The organism is Bifidobacterium colobi, from assembly GCF_018555455.1.
Classification (GTDB): domain Bacteria; phylum Actinomycetota; class Actinomycetes; order Actinomycetales; family Bifidobacteriaceae; genus Bifidobacterium; species Bifidobacterium colobi.
In genome coordinates, this window is record NZ_JAFEJU010000001.1 from 523848 (window position 1) to 550827 (window position 26980).

A 26980-nucleotide genomic window follows, 5' to 3' on the forward strand; every position below is an offset into this window, starting at 1 on the left:
GTGTAGATTACTTCTCGATCCTAGCTTGGTAAATGTCAAGGCCGCCCGGCTCTCATATGAGGACCGGGCGGCCTTTACTGTTAGTTATCCAGCTATGTGCCTACGCACCCAGCAAATCAAGCATTTGCGGAATGCTCTTCTTGCCGAATTCGACGGTCTGGCTGCCGTCGGACTTGTTGATCACGATGCAGGGCACGCTCATCGCACCGTACTGGTCCTTGAGTTCGGGGAAGTGCGAGACATCGTAGGCTTCGGCGCGCACGTTCGGATTGAGCGAGGCGATGCGCTGCGAGGCAAGCACGGTTTCCGGGCACATCGTGCAGGTCAGGGACACCAGAATCATCACATCGAGCGGACTGCTGATGGCTGCGGCACGTTCACGCAGATCATCATCAAGCGGCTGACCCGGGCCGGCAGCATTGTAGAGACCCAGCACGAACGAGTTGAACTCGTGGCCGGACGGCACGCCGTGGAAGGCGAGTCCGGTGAAGGTGAGCTTGTCATCATCAGCCGTGCAGATGCGTACGGCCGGGCGGGCGAGCGGCATTGCGGCGGCAACATCGAATTCAGCACGGCCGGAGTCATCAAGTGTGCCGTACGTGGGCAGCGCAGCATCATCGGCCGGCAACGTCACCTCCAGCGGCTCGCCTACCACCAGGCTGGTTGGCGCGGACTCACCATCAATTGCGGTAATCAACCCATCGGCACCGACTGCCACCGAGTTCAACTTGCCGCCGGACAGGGCGACCATCGCGCCAATGAATCCCTGCAATTCCGTAGACAACGGAGTGTTATCGAGCTCCAGAACCAGCGTCACCGGGCGGGTCATGCGGCCGAACACCACACCAAGCTGCTGCTTGATGGCGGCGGAGAACAGCTCTCCCGGCTTCTTGGCGGTCTGCGCGGCGGCAGCAGCGGCAGCAGCGCTGCGCTTGGCAGGCGCGGGAGCAGGCGTCGTGCCAGCAGCGGCAGTCTTGGCAGCCGCAGTCGCTTCGGCCTGCTCATAGGCGGACGTGGTCGGTCGCGGCGGCACGAGACCCGTTTTCTCGCTCAGCTGCTTGGCGTAACGCTCCAGTTCCACAGCTGCAATGGCGCCATCGGCAGTAGCGGTGACCACCTGGCGCAGGTTCTTGACGCGCAGATCGCCGGCCGCATACACGCCGGGCACCGAAGTCTCCAGATAGCCGTGGGTGACCACGTAGCCGTGATCATCGAGTTCCACCACGCCACGCACCAAGTCGGTGGCGGGCACGTAGCCGGCGAATACGAAGACGCCGAACGTACCGTTATCGGCCGGCTTCCAGGTTTCGGTCTCACCGGTCTCACGGTTCAGAATCGTGGCTTCGCGCAGCCCGCCCTGACCTGCGGTGACACCCTTGAGCTCGACGTTGTACCGCACGTCGATCTTCGGATTGTTCTTGGCTTCGGCGGCCACGGAAGCATCGCAAGTGAAGTCGGGTTCGCGCACAAGCACGGTGACCTTGGACGCATATTTGGTGAGGAATACGGATTCCTCGGCGGCCGCGAAACCGCCGCCCACCACGAGCACTTCCTTGCCGGTGAAGAACTCACCATCACAAGTGGCGCAGTAGGCCACACCGCGGCCGGCGTATTCGCGCTCGCCCTCGAAACCGAGCTTGCGCGGGGAGGCGCCGGTGGCGATCAGAATGCCGAAGGTCTTAAGGTCGCCGCGCGAAGTGTGCACGGTTTTGATGTCTCCTTCGACATCAAGCCCGATGGCTTCGGCGGAGAGGAACTCAGCGCCGAAATCCTTGGCTTGCTGGCGCATGGTTTGGGTCAGTGCGCGGCCAGTAGTGCGGCCGACGCCCGGATAGTTCACCACTTCATTGGTGATGGTGATCTGCCCGCCGAAATCATCCTTCTCGAGAATCAGCACACGGTAGCGAGCGCGGGCGAGGTACAGGCCCGCGGTAAGCCCCGCAGGTCCCCCACCAATGACCACGACGTCATAAAGATTGTTGGTTTGAGTCATGCAAAAACTCCTTAGCGCGTATACAGTGGCTCCCTCTGACGAGGGAGCTGTCGAACGAAGTGAGACTGAGGAAGAGAAACAGTCAACCGCGCTGACAACTCCTTCATCAGAGGGAGTCAATAATCTGCTTACTGAGCTATTCAGCGCCGATCACAGCTGGCCGACGAGGTCGAGGCTAGGCTCGATGGTCTCCTCGCCCGGGGTCCAGTTGGCCGGGCAGACCTGATCGCCGTGCTCGTACACGAACTGGGAAGCCTGCACGCGGCGCAGCAGCTCGTCGGCGTTACGGCCAACGTTGGAGCTGGTGACCTCGTAGGCCACGACCTTGCCCTCAGGGTTGATGATGAAGTCACCGCGCTCGGCCATGCCGTCGGCCTCGTTGTAAGTGTCGAGGTCGCGAGCCAGCAGGGCAGTCGGATCGGCCAGCATCGGGTACTGGATCTTGGCGATCTTCTCGCTGGCGTCATGCCAAGCCTTGTGCACGAAGTGGGTGTCGCAGGAGACGGAGTAGATCTCGCAGCCGATCTTCTTGAACTCCTCGTACTTGTTGGCGAGGTCCTCAAGCTCGGTCGGGCACACGAAGGTGAAGTCAGCCGGGTAGAAGAAGAACACGGACCAGTGGCCGAGCACATCTTCCTTGGTCACCTCATGGAATTCGTTGTTCTGGAAAGCCTGCACTTTGAAATCAGTCAGTTCATGCTGCAGCAGAGTCATCATCGGTCCTTTCAGGAATCCTGTTGCATTACCGTTTTCTATCGTAATGTGATTGGCCACAGCTCGTGCCGATTCAGCGTATGAGCATAATCACAGCCGCATCGGTACTACCTCCCCAGCTACTATGAGGAACTAGCAACAAGCCGATTATGGAGGTTTCATGACACAGTCGGACTTTGAAGAGAACTTCGAACAGAACGAACAAAACGTTGAGGCAACGCAGCAGACGCCGGAGCCGGCCGCAGAATTCGCCTCTCCCCTGCCCAGCGAGCTGCACGAATCCACCGCCAACGCCACATGGAGCCGCATGCTCCAAGGTAACAAGCGTTTCGCCGAGGGCAAGGCCGAGCACCCGTGGCAGGATAAGGAAACCCGCCACATGCTCACCGACGGGCAGAAGCCGGATGCCGCCGTGCTCTCCTGCTCCGACTCGCGAGTGCCACCGGAAATCATCTTCGACCAGGGCCTGGGTGACCTGTTCACCGTGCGCACCGCCGGCCAGATGATTGATGATGCAGTGATCGCCTCACTGGAATACGCGGTCAAGAAGCTGCATGTGAGCCTGTTGTGCGTACTGGGGCACGGGCGCTGCGGTGCACTGGAGGTTGCCGAACGCGAGTTCAACGAACTCGTGCGCACGGTGACCGCCGAAGCCGAAGAATCCAAGGATTCCATCGAAGCGGAAAACCTGCTGGATGATTTGGATGAGCGTATCGCCCAATCGGATTCGATTGTGTTGCGTCAAGCCGGTATTTCCGTATGGCAGGCGCGCGAGTCCGAGCTGGATTGTCTGGACGACATCGAGCGCGTGCATGTGGCGCACACCATCGAAACACTGGTCGACCGCTCCGAAGTCATCCAGCAGGCACTGGCATCCGAGCAGCTCATGATCGTGGGCGCCCGCTACCAGCTCGACACCGGTCGCGTCGAGGTGCTGAGTTTCTGAGCTTCTGTATTTCTAACTGCCTGTTTGCCTTGTAATCGTTGATTTGTGGCCTTTTTACACGTCGGCAATGCGAGGGATGATAAAGGTTATCGAGAGAGAAGATTGCCTGAAGAAGGCGGGAACCAATGCCACCGACCCTTATCATCGATTACAAGTCAGCCCAGTACGCTGTCAATCCGGAACACGTCACGGTTATCGGGCGTTCGCCTGACTGTGATGTGGTGATTCCCGACGCGCATGTGTCGCGCCACCATGCCCGCGTCAGCTGGACTCCGGATGGTTGGCTGCTCCAGGATTTAGGCAGCGCCAATGGACTGACCGTCAAAGGTCAGCGCCTCACCCTCGTACCATTGACAGCCCCCGAAACCGCTGTGACCTTGGCGAACGGTGTGGTGATTCGATGCAGGGTGAATGTTCCCGCTGCCGCAGTGCCACCAGCGCCGTCAATATCAACGGCGCACACTGCGCAAACGGCGCACACTGCGCACACGGCACAAACCGGGCATACAACATACACGTCACCAACAGCACCGACCATCACATCGACGGTACAACCAACAACAACATCGATTGCGGCACCGGTTCTGCCGCAGCCGCAGCCGCAATCGCAGCCGCAGCCGCAACAATCCGCGTTGCCGATACCGCCGGCGCCACGACTGCCGCAACCATCAGCGCCACAACCATCAACATCGCAACCGCGCGTGCCGCAAGCCGCCGCGCCGGCACCTAAGATTCCCACGCCCCACCCGGCGGCCGAAAAGCACACCCATCGTGCACAGCCGCCAAAGCCGCGCGCACTCAATACTCCCATCGCGACTCAGCCCAATGCCCAAGCGCAACCACCGACCCCAGCTGCGCCGCTGCCCAATGATCAGAACCTCTCGGGCACAGTGCTGGCGGGCAGCATCCCGCTGGAGGAACTGGATTCCCAGCTCACCTCCCGCCGCATCACCGGTTACTTTGACCCCACCAAAGAACAGTCGGGCACGCTCGGACGTTCACCATCCTGCCTGATTTGCGTCAACGATGTACTCGTCTCCCGCACGCATTGCTCGCTAGCCGCCACACCGAACGGCATCCTGCTCACCGATCTTGACTCAGCCAACGGCACTTATGTCAACGGTCGCCGCGTGGCCAAAATCTGGCTTGAGGAAGGCGATCGCGTTACCGTCGGCAACACCGACCTTATTGTGCACGACGGCATCCTGTGTGACCGCTCACCGTTCAGCGGCGAAGATGCGGTGATCGCCGAGAACATCGGGCTCACGGTCGGCAAAGGCACGCGCCTGCTCAACGGCATCAACGCCGTATTCACCAAGGGCTCGCTGACCGCGGTAATCGGCCCGTCTGGCGCGGGTAAAACCACGTTCACCTCCATTGTGGCAGGCCTCAGCTCCCCCACCGAAGGACGTGTGCTGTTCGACGGCTACGACGTGCAGCAGAACATCGAACTGTTGCGCAGCCGTATCGGATTCGTGCCTCAGGATGATGTGGTGCATCGCAAGCTCACCGTGGATGATGCTCTCGAATATGCCGCCAAACTGCGCTTGCCGGGCTCCACCAAGACCGAACGCGCTGAAATCATCAACCGTGTACTGAACGAATTGGAGCTCCAGGAACGCCGTAAGAATCGTGTCGACCAACTCTCCGGAGGCCAACGCAAGCGCGTCTCCACCGCCATCGAATTGCTGAACAGCCCGGAACTGCTGATTCTTGACGAACCGACCTCCGGCCTTGACCCGGCACTGGATCTCACCGTGATGACCATGCTGCGCCAATTGGCGGATGCCGGTCGTGTGGTGATTGTGGTCACGCATTCGCTGGCCTACATCAACAAACTATGCGACAACGTGCTCATGCTGGCTCCCGGCGGCAAACCGGCCTTCTTCGGCAGCGTCACGGAAATGCAGCAGGCGTTCAACGGCCAGGAGTGGGCGGACATCTTCAAGACGGTCACCGAGCATCCCGATCATGTGTATTCCATCGCTGATTCGAAGCAGCGCACCGTGGAATACACGCAAACCATACAGCCGCGCACCAATCATGAAAAACCTGCCAAACCATTCCGCGTCAAACAAACCATCACCTTGGTGGCTCGTCAGCTGCATCTCATCGCCGCTGACCCAGGACTGCTGATTTTCCTAGTACTACTGCCGCTGTTCCTCGGCTTGCTCTCGCTGGTGGTGCCCGGCTCGCACGGCTTGGGCGAACCGGATTTCAAGGATTCCGCCACAGAGCCCAGCCAGCTACTGTCGCTGATCATCCTGGGCGCCTGCTTCATGGGTTCGGCGTTGTCGGTAAGGGATATCGTCTCCGAGAAAACCATTTATGACCGCGAACGCGCCGTGGGCCTCTCCCCCACGTCGTACACATTCTCGAAACTCATTGTGATGGGTTTGCAGACGCTGCTGCAGGCAGCATTGCTGATTACTGCGGTCAGCATCGGCAAACCACACCCGGATGAAGGCATGATCACCGATTCCGGCATCCCGGAACTGGTGCTGGTGGTGTGGCTCACCGCATGGGCTTCGGCCATGCTCGGCGAAGTGGGTTCCGCGCTGGTCAAGTCCAGCGAGCAGACCATGCCGTTGCTGGTGGTGCTGGTGATGGCGCAGCTGGTGTTCTCCGGCGGCATGATTCCGGTAACTGACCGCGATGGTCTCGAACAAATCAGCATGATTTTCCCCGGCCGCTGGGGCTTCTCGGCCGCAGCCTCGGACATCAACCTCAATGATCTGCTGTATGGCCCCACCAAGGTGCCGACGTTCAAGAAGGATGATTTGTGGGAGCACACCACCGATCAGTTCTGGTTCGACATCATTATTCTGCTGGTGATGGTGGTGCTGTTCACTGTGGTGCTGCGCATCTGCGTGAGCAACGCGGCAGCCAAGCTGAAGAGGCGGTAGTGCAGTCGGCTTCGCGCTGCAGCCTTGCTGCTTGCCTACCTGCAATTGACTCCCCGCTCCCCTAAAGTTGGAGTCATGTCTGTTGGTTTGAACGTCCTCCTGATTTTCGTCTTCCTGGTTATCGGCTCGGTGTTTTCCGGTACCGAGCTGGCACTGGTCTCACTGCGCGGTTCGCAGATTGAGCAGATGGAGCAGGAGGATGCGCGCGGCGCGAAAGTCGCCAAAATCGCGCGCGATCCGAACACGTTCCTGTCCACTGTGCAGATTGGCGTAACGCTATCCGGCTTCCTGTCCGCCTCGTTCGGCGCTTCCTCGATTGCACCGTATCTGATTCCGGTTGTAGAGGGCTGGGGTGTGCCGGTTGGCATCGCAGGCGGCTTGGTGAACATTGTGCTCACGCTGATTATCTCCTACTGCTCGATTGTGATTTCGGAAATGGTGCCGAAGCGTATTGCTATGCAGCGCACTGAGCAGATCGCACGAGCTGTGGTGCCCGCGATTGATGTGTTCGCCACAATCTGCCGTCCGATTATTTGGCTGATCGGCAAGAACACGAACGGTATTGTGCGCCTGCTTGGTTTCGACCCTCAGCAGACCGAATCCGAAGTGTCCGACGATGAGCTGCGCGTACTGGTGAGCTCCAATACCAATCTTTCCAAAGATGAGCGCACGATTTTGGACGATGTGTTCGACGCGTCCGAAACGATTGTGGCCGAGGTGATGCGCCCGCGCGCCGACGTGGTGTTCATCGAAGGCGATCAGCCTTTGGATGAGGCTGCCGCGTTCGTGCGCGATCAGCCGTACTCCCGCTACCCGGTGACCGGTAAGGATTTCGATGATGTGATTGGCTTTGTGCATGTGCGCGATCTGCTGGATGTGCGCGACCCGAACGCCAAAACCGTACGCGATGTGGTGCGCGAAGGCATCTCCCTGCCCGGCACTTCTAAGCTGCTGCCAAGCCTTGAGCTGCTGCGTAAGCGTGGTATTCATCTGGCTGTGGTCATCGATGAGTACGGCGGCACGGATGGCATCGTGACGTTGGAGGATATGACCGAGGAGCTTGTGGGCGATATTCGCGACGAATACGATCTGCCGAGCGAAAAGGGTGGCGAGCGGAAGCCTCGTACCGTGTTTGTGAACGGCGTGGCTACCATCGAGGCCAGTATGACCATTGAGGACTTCGCCGATCTGACCGGCATCGAACTGGAGGATGGCCCGTACGAGACGGTGGCCGGCTACTTCCTGGCCCACACCGGCAAGATGGGTGCCGTGGGTGATGTGCTTCATTCGGATGATGGCTACGACATGGTGGTGACCAAGGTCGACGGCCGCCGCATCGAAACCATCGAAGTGCGCAAGGCGGCCGCGGCGTAAAGCGGATAGTCCAGTGGACTATCCGTAGCCGAGGCCTGAGCGAGGCGACAACCCGAGCGAAGGCAATGCTGAGTCTCGCCATAGGCGAGTCCTTAATTGCCTCCAGAGCACGCGCCAATTGCCGAAGCGTGATTATTCCCACGCTCGCGCCGGGCTTGTGGCAGCGGCAAACGGCATAGACTGGAATGACTGTTCCCAAACATGAAAGGAAAGAACATCATGACACTTGCATTTGTGGTCCCAGGCCTCGATGAAGCGACCAGCGAGAAGGCCATTGCGATCTTGCAGAACCGTTTGAGCCAGGAGCAGGAGGCTGCTCTGGTGCTGAAGCACGCGCACTGGAATGTGACCGGCCCGAACTTCATCGCCGTGCATGAGATGCTCGACCCCGAGGTCGAATCCGTGCTGGCTCAGGCCGATGAGACCGCCGAGCGTATCGCCACGCTGGGTGGCACTCCGGATGGTCGCCCGGATACGGTGGTGCGCAACCGTACCTGGAAGCCGTTCGATGTAGAGGGCCGCGCCGGCACTGAGGAATACCTCAAGGCGCTCATCGAATACTACGATGCCTTTATCGCTGAAGATCGCAAGGCTGTGGCCGAACTGGATGAGCTGGACTTCGTGAGTTCCAATATCATTCAGGATCATGTTCAGCAGCTCGAGAAATTCCACTGGTTCATGCGCTCTCATCTGGCGTGAGCTTCCAAAGTCTCAGACGACTTCAGACAGTCTGCATTAGCGGCTCCATTCATTGCGAATAGAGCCGCTTTTTCTATATAGGTATTGGCGTAACAAGGCATGACCGACGTCACTCCGCATGGTATAGGATTCGCGTACGCCCATTCTCCAACCGCATGTCGTTGCGCAATCTCGGATGTAACACTCTGCAAGAGAGCCGCACGGACCCATAAAACGTCGCAGAACAATAATCGACAATATGTAAAAACGTCGCAGAAACTCATTACATACCGCTCTGAACAGTCTCATGAATGTCGAGGAATGGAAGCTCGACCGGGCGATTGTGCTGTGCGAGGGAAACGTCTCCAACGACAGCACACAACCTGGCATCACCTATATGCCGTGGTACATGACGATGTTCATCACACAGCCGAAACCTGAACCCATCATTGTTGGAGAATTGTGAGCACAACAGCATGAGATATGCCACAATGCACTCGTAAGCGTTTGATAATCAAATTGTGGCTCCCTTCCGAAGAGGGGAGCCGCAACCTATATCCTCACCGTTGAGGATGCCTGCCATATCTCGCAATCACACGCAATCAGTGGGTGGCGATTTCGTCCACCTTGGTCACGTGACCGCCAAACTGGGCGCGCAGGGCAGTCACCACGCGCAGGATGTCGTCGGCGCCGCCGCGCGAGGTCTGGCGCTGCCAGAGGGCCGCAGCCGTGGTGGGCACTGGCACACCAAGCTCCAACGCCGCTTCGACCATCCATTTGGCCTCGCCGGACTCGTTGGCCACGGCGGGCACGCTTTTCAGTTCCGGATCGTCTTTGGTGGCGTTGTCCAACAGGTCGAGCAGCCAGCTGGCCACCACGGAGCCGGTGCGCCACGAGGTCATGGTTTCGGCCGGATTAGTCACGTACTCGCTGCGCAACATCGTGGCGAATCCTTCACCGAACGCCTGCATCATGCCGTATTCAATGCCGTTGTGCACCATCTTGGCGAAGTGGCCGCCACCCACCGGGCCGGCATGCACCAAACCATACTCACCTTCCGGCTTGAGACTTTCGAAAATCGGCAGCACGGTCTCGTAATCCTTATCCGAGCCGCCGATCATCAGTGCGTAGCCACGCTCGGCGCCCCAGACGCCGCCGGAGACGCCGCAGTCCAGGAACCCGATGCCCTTTTCGGCCAGCGCGGCCGCATGTTCGCGGTCCTCGGTGTACTTGGAATTGCCGCCGTCAACCACGATGTCGCCCGGCTCGAGCAGCTCGCCCAGCTGTTCCACGGTGGAATCGGTGGGCTTGCCGGCGGGCACCATCACCCACACCACGCGCGGGGCATCCAAAGCGGCCACCAAGGCTTCCAGCGAGTCCACATCGCGTCCGGATTCGGGGTTCATGTCGAAGCCGACGATCTCATGGCCGTCTTCGCGCAGGCGCTTGACCATGTTGCCACCCATGCGGCCGAGGCCGATCATTCCCATCTGCATTGCAATTGCCTTCTTTCGAAATACTGTGTTCGTTATCGTCGTTGATGAACTGGGAGAAATATGCGAGGTTACAGGTTCAGGGCTCCGGCCACGGCCATGGCTTCCTGATCCGGGTCGGCCAGACCGATGTGCACGTTGACGTGCACTTCGTCGTCGCCCGGCTCTTCAAGGATGTCGAACTGGCTCTTGAGCATGCTCGGCTTCATGAAGTGGCCTTCGCGGTGGGAGAGACGCTCCATCACTTCGTCGAAGGTGCCCTGCATGTAGACGAATACGACGCCCGGGCGGCGCAGCTTGTCGCGGTAGACCTTCTTCAGTGCGGAGCAGGTCACCACAGCCGCTTCGCCGGCAGCGATACGCTCGTCAATCCAGGAGGCCAGGGTGTCGAGCCACGGCCAGCGGTCCTCGTCGGTGAGCGGGATGCCGGCGGCCATCTTGTCGATGTTAGCCTTCGGGTGGAAGTCGTCGGCTTCCGCGTACTTCAGGCCGTAGCGGTCGGTCAGGTGGGCTGCCACCGTGCTTTTGCCGCAGCCGCACACGCCCATCAGCACGATGATCGGCTTGGTATTGGCAAAGTAGTCGGCAGGGATGGTGTTGGCGGTGATGATGTCGGCATGTGCCTCGGTTGCGATGGTCATAAGAGTCTCTTTTCAGCTGGGTAGGGGAGAGGATTACGAATGATTGATGATTGCTAGACCAGCGGCACGAAGATGCTGCAGATCATCACAAGGGCGAGTACCACGACGGAGAGCAGGCATTCGAGCACGGTCCAGGTCTTGAAGGTTTCGCCGACCTCCAGGCCGAAGTATTCCTTGATGAGCCAGAATCCGGCGTCATTGACGTGGGAGAGGAACACGGAGCCTGCGCCGATGGCGATGACCAGCAGGGCGATGGCCGGTGCGGTGACGCCCATCTGGTCGACGACCGGGCCGAGAATGCCGGCGGTGGTGATGATGGCCACGGTGGCGGAGCCGGTGGCCACGCGCACGAAGGCGGCGATGAGCCAGGCGAGCAGGAAGATGGAGATCGCGGAGCTTTCAACGAACTTGCCGATGATGTCGCCGATGCCGGTGTCTACGAGCACACCCTTGTAGCCACCGCCGGCGCCGACGATGAGCAGGATGCCTGCGATGGGCGGCAGTGCGGCCTTCAGGGAGTCATTGACGGTCTTCCATGACATGTGGGTGGTGCGGCCAAGCACGATCATGGCGAAGATTACGGCGGTGGCCAGTGCGATGGCGGGCTTGCCGAAGAAGGCGAGCACCTGAGCATACACGGCCTTGGAGCCGGCCTGATCGGGAGCCACGATTTCGAAGATGGCGTTGCCGAGCATCAGGATGGCCGGCACGAGGATGCACAGCACGGACAGGGCGAACGGCGGCTTGGTGGCGATCGGGTTGCCGTCGGCGTCCACGCGGCCCTTGCCGGTGTCGAAGTTTTCAGGAGCGCCGACCGGCACCCACTTGGCGGCGAACTTGGAGAACAGCGGACCGACGAGCGCGGCGGTGATCACGGCGATCGGCAGGCCGAACATCATCGTGATGCCCACGGAACCGTTCTTGAAGCAGCTCAGTGCGGCGAGCGGGCCAGGCTGAGGCGGCATGCAGGCGTGCATCACGGAAAGACCGGCCAGCGTCGGAATGGCGACGCGCATCAGCGGCAGCTTGGAGCGGCGGGTGATGAGGATGATCACCGGCACGAGCACCACGAGGCCGACTTCGAAGAACATCGGCAGGCCAATCAACGCACCGATCAGGGCCATGGTCCACGGGATCATCTTGGTGGAGGTCTTGGAGAGCAGCGTGTCGACGATGCTGTCGGCGGCACCGGTGTCCATCAGCACGCGGCCGAGCATGGCGCCGAGGCCGACGAGGATGCCCACGGATGCCATCGTGGAGCCGAAGGTGGTGGAGAAGCTTTCCACGGTGGCCACCGGGCCGTAGCCGGAGCCGATGCCGACCACGAGGGAGGAGATCAGCAGGGAAACGAACGGGTGCAGTTTCGCGACAGTCACCAGCAGAATCAGCACGACGATGCTGGCCACCACGCTGATGCCGAGCTGGGTGCTGTTGAGCTGGACTGCGTTCGCGGCTTCAGCCAAAACAAGCGTATTCATAATCCATCTCTTCTTTGAGTAGTTGTATTTGAATGACGTTTCATTGTCACCGCATACATTTCGTATGTTGTTATCTAATATACCGGGTGATTATGGAATACGCAATACTTTTGCGTATCGGTGTGTTGAATATGTATGCCATAACGAATCAAACGTGCGATACTTGTCTTATGACTTCCGCGATTTCTCCGATGACTGCCGCCGTATCCGGCGCGGCTGCCGCCAACGAGCTCTCCCTGCATGACCGACTCCTCGATGAGTGGGGCATGGCCGTGGTCAGCGGCGAGGTAGCCACGGGGGAGCGGCTGCCCGAACCGAATATGGACGGCGACGCCGCGCCTTCACGCACGGTGACGCGCGAGGTGACGCGCGTATTGGAATCAATGGGCTTGGTGAGCGTCAAGCGTAAGGCCGGAGCCACCGCGAACCCCATCGAACAGTGGAACATTCTGGATCCACAGGTGATTCAATGGCGGCTGCGCGGCCCGCATCGCATTGCCGCGTTGCATGAGCTTTCGCAGCTGCGTGCCGCCGTGGAGCCTGTTGCCGCCCGGCTTGCCGCTTCGCACGCCACCGCAGATGATTGGGCGACGCTCACCCGCGCGGCCATTGAGATGGTGGCACATTCCGATCATGCCGATGAAGCCGAGTATTTGGATGCGGATATTCTCTTCCACCGCACGCTGTTGGAAGCTTCCGGCAACCTGATGTTCGCGGCTTTGGGCGACGTGATTGCATCCACACTGACCGGCCGCACGCAGCACGAATTGATGCCTCAAGTGGCCGATCAGACGGCACTGAGCTGGCACACCGAGGTAGCTGCCCTGATTCGCAAGGGTGATGGCGCGGCGGCCGAGGCCACGATGCGGCAGATCGTCGACGAATCGGACCAAGCCATCAGCCACATCGCCGGCGAGTAGTGGGTGTGTGTCCCGAATTTCTCTCACTGAGGTTCCCTCAGTGAGAGAAATTCGGGACACACACCCTCGCGCTACAATACGACGCGACGATTGAGCTCCCGACGCAATTCGCGCCAGTTCGGCAGATATGAACCAATACGCCGCTGGAATCCGGCTCCATGACCGCGTTCCCACAGGTGCGTCATTTCATGCACCAGCACGTACTCCAGGAATCGCGGCTCCATCAATCCCAATTGCAGATTCAACCGAATTCGCCCGGTTTTCGGCGTGCATGACCCCCAGCGCGTGGTCATCAATCGCAACGTGATATGCGTGGGCGTTCGACCAATCACCGGCCCCCATTTGGCCAATAGCGCCGGCAGCTGTGCATTGATATTGGCCACAGCTTGTTGACGCAGTTCGTCGGTCCATACAAGCCCGCTATCGCCGGTTTCAGAGGAACCGGAGGATGTCCTTTCGCCGCCATCACGACCACCCTCAAGCCCCGGTTGGGGTACCACGGACTGCTCGCGCGCATGCTGCATCTTACGCACATTGCCGTCGATCCAAGCGCGCCGCCCGCGCACAAAATCAATGATTGTCCGCTCGCTCATGCGCTGCGGCGCCGACACCACCACGTCCCCATTCGGCGGCTTGATGCGCAAATACATGTTGGCGATGGGCTTGCGCACCACCGTAATCGACAGTCCGTCAACAGTAAGGCTGCTGCTGGTGCTGACTGCGCCATGGGAACCAGAGCGGGAGCGGGACGAGGGACGATACGGCATGCGCGCTATTGTCACGCACGGAACCGACAGCCAGCGCGAGTCATCAGCAGCCTAACTGCGTAGCAAATCCGCGCAACCCCAGACCACCTCAGCGATACGCCGCAGTTCCGCTTCCGCGCTCACCGTGCGCCACACTGCCGCATACGCTTCAAACCACTGTTCCAGACCGCGAGCAACTTGCCGCGAGAAGCCATCAGGCAACGACAGCACGTCACCAGCAACCTCAGCCTCGGTAACGACCCCTTCGCGCATCGCCAAGCACATGCCTAGCTCATTGAACAGGCGCTGACCTTCCGCCGCAATCAGCAATGGCTGCAGTACATTGCCACGCACAGCGCCGGCATCATACGTTGCAGCCCGCGCTCCCATCGCACCAAGGCGCACGATATCCGAACCCAGCGTCTTGTTCGCCTCAGCCCAGCGCAATATGTTGGGTTTCAGCCAAGTGAGCAGATGTGCGCGCGCCTCATGTACCGTAGTGCTGCCGTGGATGAGCTTGGCGTAGGGGGAGCCCTGGGCACCACCGTCGTCATCGATGCGAATCGAATCGCGCACGTCAGTGTTCAGCGAACTATCACCGGAGTCAAGCTCCACATAGCGGACGATATTGAACCAGCCAAACGCGGCCTGGTGGCTTGCATCGCGCAACGCAGCCACGAATTCACCGGTACCATCGCCGTACTCCACCATCGAGATGCGGCGGTCCAGCTCAGTCTGAGCAGCAGTCGTATGTGCCGCCCACTGCGGATCCCATGCGCACTGTGCGCCATAAATCATGCCGGGGATTGCGATACGCGGGTCATTGATATGCCCGAAATCGCCCCAGTCGGTCACAAGGAGTCCCGTAGCCCCATAACGTTGTCCGTACTGAGCCAGGCGCGAGATATTTCCCCACGCCCAGTCCAATCGCGGCAGCAGCGCATTCCAGCACCACACTGCCGGGCACACGTATTGCCGGGCACCGGATTCGGCCACCAGCCGCACTTTCTCGTCAGTGACGTCCGGCGCATACAGCCAATTGAGCAGCGTTACATGCTTCGGCAGTCGTTCGAGGATTTCCGGCTGCTCTACGGCAATGTCGCCCCAGAACATGGGCTCGCGACCTTGGTCGGACAGGTGCGCGCACAATCGGGATATGTAGTCGGCATACATGGTGGCGGCACCGCGCTGATCGGCTTCCGGTTTGGATCGACCTTTGCCGAGGTCAAAGGTTTCGTCGCCGCAGATGTTGAATTTGCGACTGCGGAACAGCTGCAGATAGTCATCGATCAGCGTGCAGGACAGCGCGAACGCGTCCGGTTCGGTGATGTTGAGCGTGTGATGTTCCATTCGCTCGATCAGACTGTATGGCCGATCGGCATGCTCGGGAAATTCACCAAGGTGACGCAATTCATGCGTACGCAATGCCATGTAGAGGTGACCGAAGGTAGACACCGATGGCACCAGTTCGATGCCGCGCGCCGCGCAGTATTCATCGAATGCGAGGATGTCGGCTGGTTTGAGCGGACTGGTGCCGCGCCAGGTTTCGCTCATGTCGTCGAACGCAAACGTGTGCTCAACGTAGAGCTGCAGCTGGTTGTACTTGTACAGGCACAGCTTGTCGACCCAACGCTTAAGCCAATCGAGCGTCGGCACACGGCCGCGCGTCGCGTCGAGATAGTAGCCGCGGGTGCGATAGGCGGGCTTGTCTGTGATGCTGAGTGCGGGCAGTGTTGGGGCACATTGGCGGATGATCTGGCGCAATGTCTGAATGCCGTCGCGCAGACCGGCGGCATCGCCGCCGATAACGCTGATGCCATCCTGGGTGATTGTCAGGCGGTATTCATGGTGCTCCAGAGCATTGTTCCCCACAACCTCAGCAGATGTTCGATCAGCGATGGACAGCGTGATGAACGACTGCCAGCGACTGCCTTTCGCAATATCCCACCGCAGTCCAGTGGCCGCCTCGATATCATCGGCAATCTGACCGGCCCACACGTTCGCCGCATCCGCATCGCCCGCATTTTCCGTAATACGACCTACGTAAGGCAATACAACTGCCGCATCGTGGTTGATTGCCACCGTACGAGGTTCGGGAATCAGCTCGAAACTCTTCGCTTGCCCTTCAACGCAATAGTGCATTGTGCACACTCCCTTCCACGCCATCGTTCTTGTGCACGCTGTCGGATGACTGCTCGTTCAGCCCTTCACCACACCCAGCGCTGCGCTTTCCACTATCCACCATTATTCCCGCGCCACCACCGACCCAAGCGCGACACGCCGAAGAGCATGTCTTCGTTGACACCTCCGCATTCAGTGGTATTGTAATCACTTGTGCGCTTTTGAAGCGTGCGGATCGGGCCCGTAGCTCAGCTGGTTAGAGCGCATCCCTGATAAGGATGAGGTCGGAGGTTCAAGTCCTCCCGGGCCCACGGAAAAATTAGCGGCCAGCGTGCCGCTCTTTTTTTCAACACTGCAACATGGGGCTATAGCGCAGCTGGTAGCGCATCTGCTTTGCAAGCAGAGGGTCGCCGGTTCGAACCCGGCTAGCTCCACTACCCGAAACCCTTGGAATTGCAACGATTCCGAGGGTTTTTGCGTTCTTTCGCATCGGTCACATTGAGGCAAAATCAGGCGTTTTCGGCGCTCCTAACGGTGCACAAGTGGTGCACAAGTGGCACACAGGGGATTCACAGGGGCACGCGTGGGGCACGACCCCAATCACACACCATCTCAGCTGCAACATACAATATGCCCGAAGAGAGAACAGGCAGTTTGCAGAAAAGTGGTTCATCATGACGAATCCTCGCCCGGCGCGCATCGCATCATCGGCGCAGCATGTCTCGGATACTCCGGCATCATCACCAGCGATGCCGGCACAAACCAAGCCCAAGCCAACCGGCACCCATTTCACTGCCATCGATGGTCTGCGCGCGTTGGCCATCCTCGGCGTCGTCGCCTACCACACCCGCCCATCGCTACTGCAAGGCGGCTTCCTTGGTGTCACCATCTTCTTCGTCATCAGCGGATTCCTCATCACCCGCAGTGTCACTGGCGAACTCAGCCGCACCGGCACCATCGCCTATGGCACCTACCTTGCCAAGCGAGTGAAGCGACTCGTGCCGCCAACCCTCGTCATCATCGCCTTCACTGCGCTGGCAGCCTACCTCACCTCGCCAAGTCTCCTGCCGAAAGCCCAAGCTGACGCGCTGCCTTCGCTGTTCTTTGTGAGCAACTGGGTGAATATTTTCCGTCATGTGTCGTATTTTGCCGCAGCCGGACTGCCTTCGCCGCTGACGCATCTGTGGTTCCTCGGCGTACTGATGCAGTTCTATCTCATCTGGCCACTGGTGCTGCTCGCGTTGCATCGCGCCAAGTTACCGCACTATGTGCAGTTGGGCATCGTCGCTGCGCTGACGCTGGCATCAACGCTCGCTATGGCATTCCTCTTCGACCCGAATGCCACCGGCAGCCGTTCGTATTATGGCCTGGATACCAGGGCCGCGGAGCTGCTGGCCGGCGCATTGCTGGCGCTGCTCATCACCGATCATCGCCAATCAGCAGGCGTCAATGCATCTGAGGAGTCAGCCAAGCAAGCCCATCAGGGTACCTTGGGCAATGTGCTGGCCTTGGTGCCATTGGTACTGCTGATTGCCGCGTTCATCGCCGCCAAGTCCAGCTGGACAGTGCTCTACCGCGGCGGATACCTGATTGTGGCATTGCTTACCGCGCTGCTGTTGGCGGCGAGCATTGCGCCCGGCAATATGGTGGGTCGCGCGCTATCGGTTCGTCCGCTGAAGTACATTGGTTCACGCTCGTTCTCGCTGTACCTCGTGCATTATCCGATGCTGGAGATGATGAATCCGGCCACGCGCACCACCAAACTGGCTTGGTGGGAATGGATTGTGCAGGCGCTGGTGCTGTGGCTTGCCACGGAAGTGTTCTATCAGCTGATCGAACGCACGATTCGGCTGACTGCCACGGCGGCGCCGACCAAGTCCCGTCATCGCGCACAGGCCAAGCATGACGCACGCATCATCGCGCTGCAGGTACTGCTGGTGTGCCGCCGCGTCATCATCGTGCTGTGTGCAGTCGGCACCGTGCTGCTGTGTGTGCTGCCGCTGGATTGGGGCGCGATTGCACAGGCGCGATCCGCACAGCTGCGCCCGGTTACCGCCAAGGTCGAGGCGACGCCGGCACAAACCAAGTCGGCACCAAAGCCTGCGGATAAGTCCGCGCAGCAGTCAGACCAGTCAAGCGAACAAACCGAAACCCAAGCACAACCCGCCAGCAAACTGGTACCGGTGGCCGAGAAGGTGCCGAATAATCTGGATACTTCCGGTTGGACCTACGACGCAGCCACCGGCGTATGCAGTGCCGATCCGCTGATCATCAGCGATTCCGTGGAGATGGGTGCGCAGCGTGTGCTGGTGAACACCATGCCGAATGCTGTTCAGGACAATGAAATTGGCCGCAGTCTGATTGCCTTCCCGTCCACCTACCAGCAGCATATGGCTGCGGGCGATGATAAGCGCGTGGTGATTGCGGCGCTGGGCACCAATAGTGCCGGGCCGAATCCTGAGCAGTCATTTGAAGACGCGGTGTCTGCGGTGAACGGCAAGGCATTGTATTTCATTACGATTCGCAATCCTGCGATGGATTCCGAGGGTGTGAATGCGGCCATGCGAGCGGTAGCCGCCCGCCATAAGAACGTTGGCATCATGGATTGGTATGGCTTGAGCGAGGGGCATAGCGAATACTTCTATGACGATGGCGTGCACCTGACCATTGGCGAGGGGCTGGGTCGCGAGGCGTACTCGCATATGATCATCCAGGCTTTGTGCGGGCAGTGATTGTAAGGATTGACTGCTAAGCACACATCGGAATCCCTTGGAATTACAGCGATTCCAAGGGATTCCGCTTCTGCAAACACCCTCTTTTGACACAGCGTCAAAAGAGGGTTTACAATATGCCGTGAGAGAAATTGACGCTTCGTCAACAATGCGTGTTCCGCAACGATTGCGGCAGCACAGCACCTCGAGCCAAGCGCCAATAGCCCGGCCCGGCATCCAACGAGGGATGACGAGCGCAGGGCACAGCAACTAGGACACTCGGAAAGGACCGTTATGCTGTTTCAGGTCTACGGCGACAATGCCGTCTACCAATGGATCGGATGGATTCTCGTATTCTGCTGCCTTATCGGCGCCAATGAGCTGGCCCGCCGCACCAAAACCGGCGGCGTGGTGGCGTTCCTGGTCATCCCCGCAATCCTGACCGTCTACTTCATCACCATCTACACGGCCGCCGCCATGGGTGCCGAGTGGGCCTTGAACAACCCGACCTACGTGCACATGACCTCATGGTTCCATTACGCCAAGTTGTATGCGGCCACCATCGGCTGCATCGGCTTCATGGCCCTCAAATACAAGTGGGGCTCCATCGGAAAGTCGCACTGGTTCAAGTGCTTCCCGTTCGTCATCGTGGCCATCAACATCCTGATCGCCGTGGTCTCCGACTTTGAATCCGCCATCCGCGGCTGGGGCGGCACCTGGGTCTCCACCGAAGGCGTGACCCTGTACGGCGGTTGGCACAACGTGTTCAACGGCGTGGCCGGCATTCTCAACATCTTCTGTATGACCGGCTGGTTCGGCATCTACGCCTCCAAGAAGAAGGACGATATGCTCTGGCCGGACATGACCTGGGTGTTCATCGTGGCCTACGATCTGTGGAACTTCTGCTACACCTACAACTGCCTGCCCACCCACTCCTGGTACTGCGGCCTCGCACTGCTGCTGGCCCCGACTGTGGCCAACTTCTTCTGGAACAAGGGCGGCTGGATTCAGAACCGCGCGTTCACGCTGGCCATCTGGTGCATGTTCGCCCAGGTGTTCCCGATGTTCCAGGATTACTCCGTGTTCTCCACCCAGTCCGTGAACAACCCGAACGTGAACCTCGTGGTGTCGCTGATCGCACTCGTGGCCAACGTGCTGGCTCTGGGCTACATCCTCATCCGCGCCAAGAAGCAGGGGATCAACCCGTGGATGAAGGAAGTCTTCAAGGGTACGAAGGATTATGAGCAGGCTATCGCCCGCGCTGCGTGAGGTCCGTCTCACGGCTGCATATCGTGTGGCACTGCCCGTGGCTACTGCGTAACTGCCATATAGCACATGCGCTGGCGTCTCGTTTGTGGGACGCCAGCGCTGTTTCTTTCTCACCCCCGATTTGCAAGTTGCGCCCCGCCCGGGCACCACTATCACCGCATACGAGAGTTGTAATCCCTGCGAACAGCGCTAAGCGCAGCCGCAGCTTCCTGCTCAAAGCCACGAGCACCACCGCGAACGGCAGTCGCCGCGCATGACACGGCCGCGAACGAAGCTTCCACGCCACGCCCGTCTGCGTGGAAGTTCGCCGCATACAGAGGATCGATGCCGAAATCATCCGCAGTCTGTACTGCGTCGATGTTGGCACCAAGGAATACGAACTCCCAATGGTACTGTTCGCGTTCATGCGCAATCATCTTGCGCACCTTCGGCAGTGTGTATCGGTGGCTCGCGTTCTCATAACCATCAGTGATAATCACGAACAGCACACGGTCGGCACGGTAAGGTGCGGCCGTATGACGTTGCCGGGAAACCACACGGTCAATAGTCGAGCCGACGGCATCCAACAGGGCGGTGCTACCGCGAGCCCAATAATCGTCCTGCGTCAAATCCTTGACCGCACGCAGATCAATATGATCATGCAGTGTTTGCATACGATGATCGAACAGCACGGTCGTCACCGAGCAATCACCAGGGATCGCTCGCTGCTTGGCGAGCATGCTGTTGAATCCGCCAATGGTGTCGGATTCGAGGCCGGACATCGACCCGCTTCGATCCACAATAAACACGAGTTCCGTACGGTTGGCATTGGTGTTGTTCGTCATCGTCATGATGCATCCTTTCCCTATATTTCGGCGCTGTATGTGCCGAAGATGGGATAAGCATCGCATCATCGAAACCGGCATTGGTCGCTTCGCAAGCGACATTGCTCACGACAAACGATTACTGTCCGAGCAGAGGCTGATCGTACCGGAATAGCGATTCATTGATGGTAAACACATCAAAAATGCCGTGAGCAATGAAGAACTCCACGATAACATCGAACTTCACACTGTGCGAGAGCGCATAACCGGCACAAGCCAACAGGTCTTCCGTTTCATCGATATCCAGCCGCAGGGAAATCGCTAATGCCAGCACAGTTTTCTTACTCGGCATGTACCCGTTGCCACAACGTATTTTCGAGAACAGCTTCCGGCTGATATTCGCTCGCTTGTACACATCCACATCGGAATAACCTTTGGCATCGATGATTCGCATCAGAATCACGTTGAAAGGCTCATCCAGATCGGAGAGGATCTCGTCTTCGGGATAATGAGGCGATTGAAGCCCAGCAGATGGGGAGGCCGAGGTCTGCCGGGCGGCCGGGGCGGAGGATGGAGACATCGCACGTGGCGCATGCGCGGACGATTCTTCACCCACGCCACCAACCGCGAATGCTCCGCGATAGCCGAGATCGCGCATTTCCTGCACGCGGGAACTTGGCCGGCCTTCATGTTCGGCCACATAATGGTCGTCGATGTATGACTGAATCTGCCGGTCAAGTTCCGTGCCGGCATCGAAAGCGGCACGGTCGAATATGCACAGATATACGTCGAGGTCTGTGTTCGATTGTTCAAGATAATCTCGGATTTCGTCAACGGCCACACGAAGCGCTTCCGCTTTGGGATAGCCAAAAATACCGCTGGAAATCAGCGGGAACGCAATGCTCTCGCAACCCAAATCGGAAGCCAGCTTCAACGAGTTGCGGTAGCAGGCGCGCAGCAATCGTTCCTCGCCATGGTTGCCGCCCTGCCAAATCGGACCGGCCGTATGAATCACATACCGCGCAGGCAAATCGAACCCAGGGGTGGCCACAGCATCGCCGGTATGGATAGGGGAGAGCCGATCACATGCCTCCTGCAATCGACGTGCGCCAGCTGCACGAAAAATAGCGCCGCACACACCGCCGCCCATCAGCAGTCGGGTATTCGCGGCATTCACGATGGCATCCACTCGCATTCGCGTAATATCCTGCCGAACCAATTGCAATGGCATGCGTGGCTCCTTCGCGTAATGAACTCTGTGACCAGCTCTATGGTATGGCGTCTCGTTTGTGGGATGCCAGCGCATTGTTGCCGCAGTGTCCACCTAGTGAGGAATCTCGCAGGCAACTCTTGAGCGTTTCCAGAGTTCACGCCTACAATCGAAAGCGTCTTATTCAATAGTCCAACCCAAAGGGGAGTTTCACTATGCTCACTAACGAGTACGTCAAGCGCGTCTACGATCAGGTGCAGAAGCGTGATGGCGATCAGCCCGAATTCCTGCAGGCCGTCTACGAGGTGCTGGACACCTTGCAGCCAGTTATCGCCAAGCATCCTGAATATGAGGCCAACGGCGTGCTGGAGCGTCTCGTTGAACCGGAGCGCGTGGTGAAGTTCCGCGTGGCTTGGGTCGACGATGCCGGCAAGGTGCAGGTCAACCGCGGTTATCGCGTGCAGTTCAACTCCGCCATCGGCCCGTACAAGGGCGGTCTGCGCTTCCACCCGACCGTGAACGAGGGCGTTATCAAGTTCCTCGGCTTCGAGCAGATCCTGAAGAACAGCCTCACCACGCTGCCGATGGGCGGCGGCAAGGGAGGATCCGACTTCGACCCGAAGGGCAAGTCCGACGCCGAAGTCATGCGCTTCTGCCAAGCCTTTATGACCGAGCTCAACCGTCACATCGGCCAGTTCACCGATGTTCCGGCCGGCGACATCAACGTCGGCGCCCGTGAGATCGGCTACCTGTTCGGCCAGTACAAGCGCATCCGCAACGAGTACTCCGGCGTGCTGACCGGCAAGGGTCTGGAGTTCGGTGGCTCGCTCGCCCGCACCGAGGCCACCGGTTACGGCCTGTGCTACTACACCGCCGAGGCGCTGCGTGTGCTCAAGAACGATTCCTTCGAAGGCAAGACCGTGGTGATCTCCGGCTCCGGTAACGTGGCCATCTTCGCCACCGAAAAGGCTCAGGAGCTGGGCGCCAAGGTCGTGACCGCTTCCGATTCCAACGGTTACGTCTACGATCCGGATGGCATCAAGCTGGATATCGTCAAGGACATCAAGCTGGGCCATCGCGGCCGCATCAAGGAGTACGCCGAGCGCGTGCCGGGCGCTGAATACCACGAGGGTTGCGCTGGCGTGTGGACCGTGCCGTGTGACATCGCCCTGCCGTGCGCCACCCAGAACGAGATCGACGAGGCTTCCGCCGAGGCCCTGGTCAAGAACGGCTGCAAGGTGGTGTGCGAGGGCGCTAACATGCCATCCACTCCGGAGGCCATCGCCGTCTACCAGAAGAACGGCCTGCTGTACGGCCCGGCTAAGGCTGCCAACGCCGGTGGTGTGGCTGTCTCCGGTCTGGAGATGAGCCAGAACAGCTACCGTCTGTCTTGGACCTTCGAAGAGACCGACGCCAAGCTGAAGTCCATTATGGAGTCCATCGTTGCCGAGTCCCTGGCCGCTGCCAAGGAATATGGCGAGGAAGGCGACCTGATGGCCGGCGCGAACATCGCAGGCTTCGTCAAGGTGGCCAACGCCATGGTCGCTCAGGGCATTCTGTGACGTGTAACCGCTGAATAACCCTTAATTACGTCCGTATGTACGCGCAGTTCACGGACCTTGCGCGTACATACGGACGTTTTTGTTGTCCAAATCATCCGTATGTACGCGCAGCATTCGTTATTTGCGCGTACATACGGACAAAAACCGAGGTCCCGGCCTCAACTACAGCAGTTCCCTACAGCAGTTCCAGCGTCACGTCGAGCTTCAGCGGCTTGTCGGCAGGCAGCTGGAACTCCGGATGCACGGGAGCACCCCACGTGTCGTCGCCGCCGACGCCCATCTGGGCCGCCAGCAGACGCAGGAACGTGTGGCGCACCGGCGGCAGCTCGTCCGGGTGCAACGCATCCTCCAGCATCAGCGAGCTGTACGGCAGCAGGCTCACCGCGAACGGCTGAGCATCGGCACCAGCCGCAGTCACGCGCATGCCATGACCCTCGGCATCGGTGATTTCAGCCCAACGCACGCCCTCATGGTTGCCGGTTTCCTGCGGCACCAGATACGGTGCGAAATCTTCGGCGGCCGTGCGGGAGAAGATGCCCAGCTTGCCGCCGTGCAGACGGTCACGATAGGTTTCTTGAGGCCCCAGACCGTAGAAGCGCAGGTGATCGTACTGGGCCGGCAGTATCCATTCAAAGCCAAACGCCGGCAAAGTAGCGGCATCCGCTTCGCCCGGGAATTCCGCGGTCAGATGGATACGCAGGTCAGCATCGATCTCATAGCGCACCGTGACCGGCGTATGCGCCGCATCGGCCAGCTCGTAGGTGTACGTGCCGGTCAGACCATCAACGCTCTGCTCAATGGATGTGCCAGTCACGCGCGCGTACCGTCCGGCAGCAAACCATTGCGCACGATCGAACCCGGATTGGTTGCCGCGATCGTTATCCACCAACGCACGGAAGGTGGTGAGCGACGGCCGGCGAATCACCATTTCGCGTGCTGCTTCGCCGTTTGTGCCGAATCGCTTGAAGGACACCAATCCGCCTGCGGTCTTGGAGAGCAGTGCTTCGGCGGCATCATTGTGGATGCCGGCGTTGAACGGATCTTCGGCGACCACAGCCAGCGAAGCAGCAGCCTCACCAACCCCAGCCGCGGCCCCAGCCCCAGCTTCGCCATCGCCAAAGTCCACGCTCGCCACATACTGCCCGAACGTCAGCTCATAGCCGGCCGGCGCCCAGTCAGTGGCCGCAGCCAGTCGCTGATCGACTTCGTACACCACCTCGGCGCGCCCGGTCAGCGGTACCAAGTCAGTGACGCGCGGGAAGGCGATCGGTACACGCTGCGTGTCTCCTGCCGGCACATCGAAGCGATAGTCGGCATGCCAACGCTCAACACCGTTCACCAGCACGCGCGCAGTGAACACATAGTCAGCGGTGGAGATGAACAGATTGTCGTTGACGATGGTCACGCCGGATTCGTCCGGAGTCAGGCGCACGTTGGCGTACAGCTGCTTGACTTCCTGCGCCTTGGGCGTAGGGGTGCGGTCGGCGAAGACGATGCCGTTGCCGCTGAATTCGTAGTCGGTCGGGCGATCGTCGAAATCACCACCGTAGGCGAGGCGCTCGGTACCGTCGCCAAGGGTCTGGAACAGAGCTTGGTCCACGTAATCCCAGATGAATCCGCCCTGATACTTCGGATACTGCTCGAGTGCGGTGTACAGGTGCAGTCCGCCGGTTGAGTTGCCCATTGAATGCGAGTATTCGCAGGAGATGTAGGGCTTCTGATCGTCGCCGAACAGGTACAGGTCCTTGATTTCATCCGGCTTGGCGTACATGCGGCTCATGATGTCGGTTACATCGCTGTATTCCGGCTCGTTGTACACGCTCTCGTAGTGCACCGGGCGCATCGGATCATTGGTGTGCACGAAGTCGCGCATCGTGCGGAACACGTCGCCGCCGAAGGACTCGTTACCCAGCGACCAGATCACCACGCTCGGATGATTCCAATCGCGGCGCATCATGCTGTTGAGACGATCCACGCAAGCCGCACGCCACTCGTCGCGACTGCCCGGTACGGCGGTTTCCGGGTGGAAGGTACCATCCGCATAGGTCCAGGTGCCGTGGGTCTCGAGGTTTGTTTCGTCAATCATGTAGATGCCGTATTCGTCGCACAGCTCGTACCAGCGCGTCTGGTTCGGGTAGTGGCAGGTGCGTACGGCATTGATGTTCAAGCGCTTGAATTCGCGGATGTCCTGGAGCATCACGGCTTCGGAAACCGCGCGGCCGGTGCGTGCGTCGAATTCATGGCGGTTCACGCCCTTGAACACCACGCGCTTGCCGTTGATCTTCATCAGTCCGTCTTCGATGGCGAAGTGACGGAAACCGATGCGCTGCGGCACGACTTCAATCACTTGGCCGTCCGCGTCGCGCAAGGTGATGGTCAGTGTGTACAGGGTCGGCTCTTCCGCACTCCACGGGCTGACGGGCCCGATGTTCGCTTCCCAACTCAAGGCGATGGGGGAGTCGTCAAAGCTCTCGACAGCGGGCACGTCATCGATGGTCTTACGCCACACTTCCACGCCGGAGGCGTCCGTCAACACAGCCTCCAGCCCGTTCACAGCAGCGGTATTGCGCACGAAAACATCAGCACTCAGATTGCCTTCACCGGCGGCAACATCATAATCAGCGGTGACGCGCAAATCCTCAATATGAGCCACCGGCTGCGCGGTGAGCTCCACCGAGCGGAACAGGCCGTGCATGCGCCAGAAGTCCTGATCCTCAAGCCAGCTGGCGGACGCGTACTGGAAGCAGGCCACAGCAAGCACGTTCTCGCCCGGCTGCAGCGCCGCGGTCACATCGAATTCGCTGGGCGTGTAGGAGTCCTCGGAGTAGCCGATGAACACACCGTTGAGCCATACGGCGATGGCGGTGGACGCGCCTTCAAAAGTCACGGTGACAGGAAACACTGGATTCTCACCGGCCTCGATCGCACGCGCGTTGGCAGTAACGGCTGCGGCGACCTTGTATGCCGGCGTGAATGTGCGACGGTAGAACGCCACATGATTATGCTCAGGGATTCCCGGCGCCTCGGGTGCCTCATGGCCGGACCATGGGTACTGCTGGTTCACGTACTTGTGCGGCAGAAATCCCTTGACTTCCAAGCAGGATGGCACATCGATGGATTCGAATGTGGAGTCATCGAAACCGGGGGCGGCAAAATCGGCGGCGGCTAGCGCCTCGGTACCAAGGTCCGCCAAATCAGCAATAGATACAGCCCATTCGCCGTCCAGGCTCTGGCGCAGATCCATCGCTTCACCCACTGCCGGAGCGTGGTCATAGAAGCGATGGCTGGAGTGTGGCTCGATCCGATTCACCGCGAATGTTTGCGGATCGTTCAGCCAGGCTGGATCAAACTGTTCGACTGGCTTTATCACAGTAGTCATGCTTGTTTCTTTCTTTCTATGCACCGCGCGATGCAC

19 protein-coding genes and 2 tRNA genes are annotated in these 26980 nt (G+C 59.5%); 11 read left to right on the forward strand and 10 right to left on the reverse strand.

What is annotated here, in order from left to right; genetic code table 11:
- Positions 1-100: 100 nt before the first annotated feature.
- Positions 101-1993 carry an FAD-dependent oxidoreductase gene (locus JS530_RS02155; RefSeq protein ID WP_214375555.1) on the reverse strand — a complete coding sequence of 631 codons (1893 nt, stop codon included), beginning with the start codon at positions 1991-1993 and terminating at the stop codon, positions 101-103.
- A 150-nt stretch (positions 1994-2143) separates the two neighbouring features.
- Positions 2144-2707, reverse strand: coding sequence for an alkyl hydroperoxide reductase subunit C (ahpC, locus tag JS530_RS02160; RefSeq protein ID WP_100493703.1), 564 nt, complete (start codon positions 2705-2707; stop codon positions 2144-2146).
- 307 nt (positions 2708-3014) lie between these two features.
- Here ahpC and JS530_RS02165 point away from each other — a divergent pair, with 307 nt between their 5' ends.
- From JS530_RS02165 to JS530_RS02185, 5 genes are all read left to right on the forward strand, one after another.
- Positions 3015-3653 (forward strand): carbonic anhydrase, encoded by a 639-nt coding sequence (locus JS530_RS02165; protein WP_214375642.1) that lies wholly within the window; start codon positions 3015-3017, stop codon positions 3651-3653.
- Positions 3654-3778: 125 nt separating this feature from the next.
- Positions 3779-6559 (forward strand): FHA domain-containing protein, encoded by a 2781-nt coding sequence (locus tag JS530_RS02170; RefSeq protein ID WP_214375556.1) that lies wholly within the window; start codon positions 3779-3781, stop codon positions 6557-6559.
- 75 nt (positions 6560-6634) lie between these two features.
- A complete protein-coding gene (locus tag JS530_RS02175) occupies positions 6635-7933 on the forward strand; it encodes a hemolysin family protein (protein ID WP_214375557.1) in 1299 nt (432 codons plus the stop codon).
- A gap of 219 nt (positions 7934-8152) precedes the next feature.
- Positions 8153-8632: a Dps family protein gene (locus JS530_RS02180; protein ID WP_214375558.1), complete on the forward strand. Its 480-nt coding sequence runs from the start codon at positions 8153-8155 to the stop codon at positions 8630-8632.
- A gap of 286 nt (positions 8633-8918) precedes the next feature.
- The gene (locus tag JS530_RS02185) at positions 8919-9077 is read left to right on the forward strand and encodes a hypothetical protein (protein ID WP_214375559.1); all 159 of its coding nucleotides are present in this window, start codon (positions 8919-8921) and stop codon (positions 9075-9077) included.
- A 136-nt stretch (positions 9078-9213) separates the two neighbouring features.
- Here JS530_RS02185 and gnd read toward each other — a convergent pair whose 3' ends face one another.
- From gnd to JS530_RS02200, 3 genes are all read right to left on the reverse strand, one after another.
- Complete coding sequence (gene gnd, locus JS530_RS02190) at positions 9214-10107, reverse strand: phosphogluconate dehydrogenase (NAD(+)-dependent, decarboxylating) (RefSeq protein WP_214375560.1); 894 nt, start codon at positions 10105-10107, stop codon at positions 9214-9216.
- Between the two features lie 68 nt (positions 10108-10175).
- Entirely contained in the window at positions 10176-10745 is a 570-nt protein-coding gene (locus tag JS530_RS02195; RefSeq protein WP_240541041.1) for a gluconokinase, read from the reverse strand.
- Positions 10746-10798: 53 nt separating this feature from the next.
- On the reverse strand, positions 10799-12223 hold the full coding sequence (locus JS530_RS02200) for a GntP family permease (protein WP_214375561.1): 1425 nt from the start codon (positions 12221-12223) through the stop codon (positions 10799-10801).
- Between the two features lie 170 nt (positions 12224-12393).
- Here JS530_RS02200 and JS530_RS02205 point away from each other — a divergent pair, with 170 nt between their 5' ends.
- On the forward strand, positions 12394-13143 hold the full coding sequence (locus JS530_RS02205; protein WP_214375562.1) for a FadR/GntR family transcriptional regulator: 750 nt from the start codon (positions 12394-12396) through the stop codon (positions 13141-13143).
- Between the two features lie 71 nt (positions 13144-13214).
- Here JS530_RS02205 and JS530_RS02210 read toward each other — a convergent pair whose 3' ends face one another.
- Together JS530_RS02210 and JS530_RS02215 are read right to left on the reverse strand one after the other, a co-directional pair.
- Complete coding sequence (locus JS530_RS02210; protein WP_214375563.1) at positions 13215-13910, reverse strand: M48 family metallopeptidase; 696 nt, start codon at positions 13908-13910, stop codon at positions 13215-13217.
- 51 nt (positions 13911-13961) lie between these two features.
- Complete coding sequence (locus JS530_RS02215) at positions 13962-16031, reverse strand: beta-N-acetylhexosaminidase (protein ID WP_214375564.1); 2070 nt, start codon at positions 16029-16031, stop codon at positions 13962-13964.
- 216 nt (positions 16032-16247) lie between these two features.
- Here JS530_RS02215 and JS530_RS02220 point away from each other — a divergent pair.
- The 4 genes from JS530_RS02220 to JS530_RS02235 all read left to right on the forward strand — a co-directional run bounded on the left by JS530_RS02220 (position 16248) and on the right by JS530_RS02235 (position 19990).
- Positions 16248-16321 (forward strand) — tRNA-Ile (locus JS530_RS02220).
- 50 nt (positions 16322-16371) lie between these two features.
- Positions 16372-16444: transfer RNA gene (locus JS530_RS02225), tRNA-Ala, on the forward strand.
- A gap of 240 nt (positions 16445-16684) precedes the next feature.
- The gene (locus JS530_RS02230; protein WP_214375565.1) at positions 16685-18742 is read left to right on the forward strand and encodes an acyltransferase family protein; all 2058 of its coding nucleotides are present in this window, start codon (positions 16685-16687) and stop codon (positions 18740-18742) included.
- Between the two features lie 273 nt (positions 18743-19015).
- Positions 19016-19990: a DUF5692 family protein gene (locus tag JS530_RS02235; protein ID WP_214375566.1), complete on the forward strand. Its 975-nt coding sequence runs from the start codon at positions 19016-19018 to the stop codon at positions 19988-19990.
- Between the two features lie 152 nt (positions 19991-20142).
- On the opposite strand, the gene JS530_RS02240 is transcribed toward JS530_RS02235, so the two are convergent.
- Positions 20143-20820 carry a vWA domain-containing protein gene (locus tag JS530_RS02240; RefSeq protein WP_214375567.1) on the reverse strand — a complete coding sequence of 226 codons (678 nt, stop codon included), beginning with the start codon at positions 20818-20820 and terminating at the stop codon, positions 20143-20145.
- A 112-nt stretch (positions 20821-20932) separates the two neighbouring features.
- Positions 20933-22024 (reverse strand): macro domain-containing protein, encoded by a 1092-nt coding sequence (locus tag JS530_RS02245; protein ID WP_214375568.1) that lies wholly within the window; start codon positions 22022-22024, stop codon positions 20933-20935.
- A 194-nt stretch (positions 22025-22218) separates the two neighbouring features.
- On the opposite strand from JS530_RS02245, the gene gdhA reads away from it, so the two are divergent.
- Positions 22219-23565, forward strand: coding sequence for an NADP-specific glutamate dehydrogenase (gene gdhA / locus JS530_RS02250; protein ID WP_214375569.1), 1347 nt, complete (start codon positions 22219-22221; stop codon positions 23563-23565).
- Between the two features lie 175 nt (positions 23566-23740).
- On the opposite strand, the gene lacZ is transcribed toward gdhA, so the two are convergent.
- On the reverse strand, positions 23741-26944 hold the full coding sequence (gene lacZ / locus JS530_RS02255; RefSeq protein ID WP_214375570.1) for a beta-galactosidase, LacZ type: 3204 nt from the start codon (positions 26942-26944) through the stop codon (positions 23741-23743).
- Positions 26945-26980: the final 36 nt, after the last annotated feature.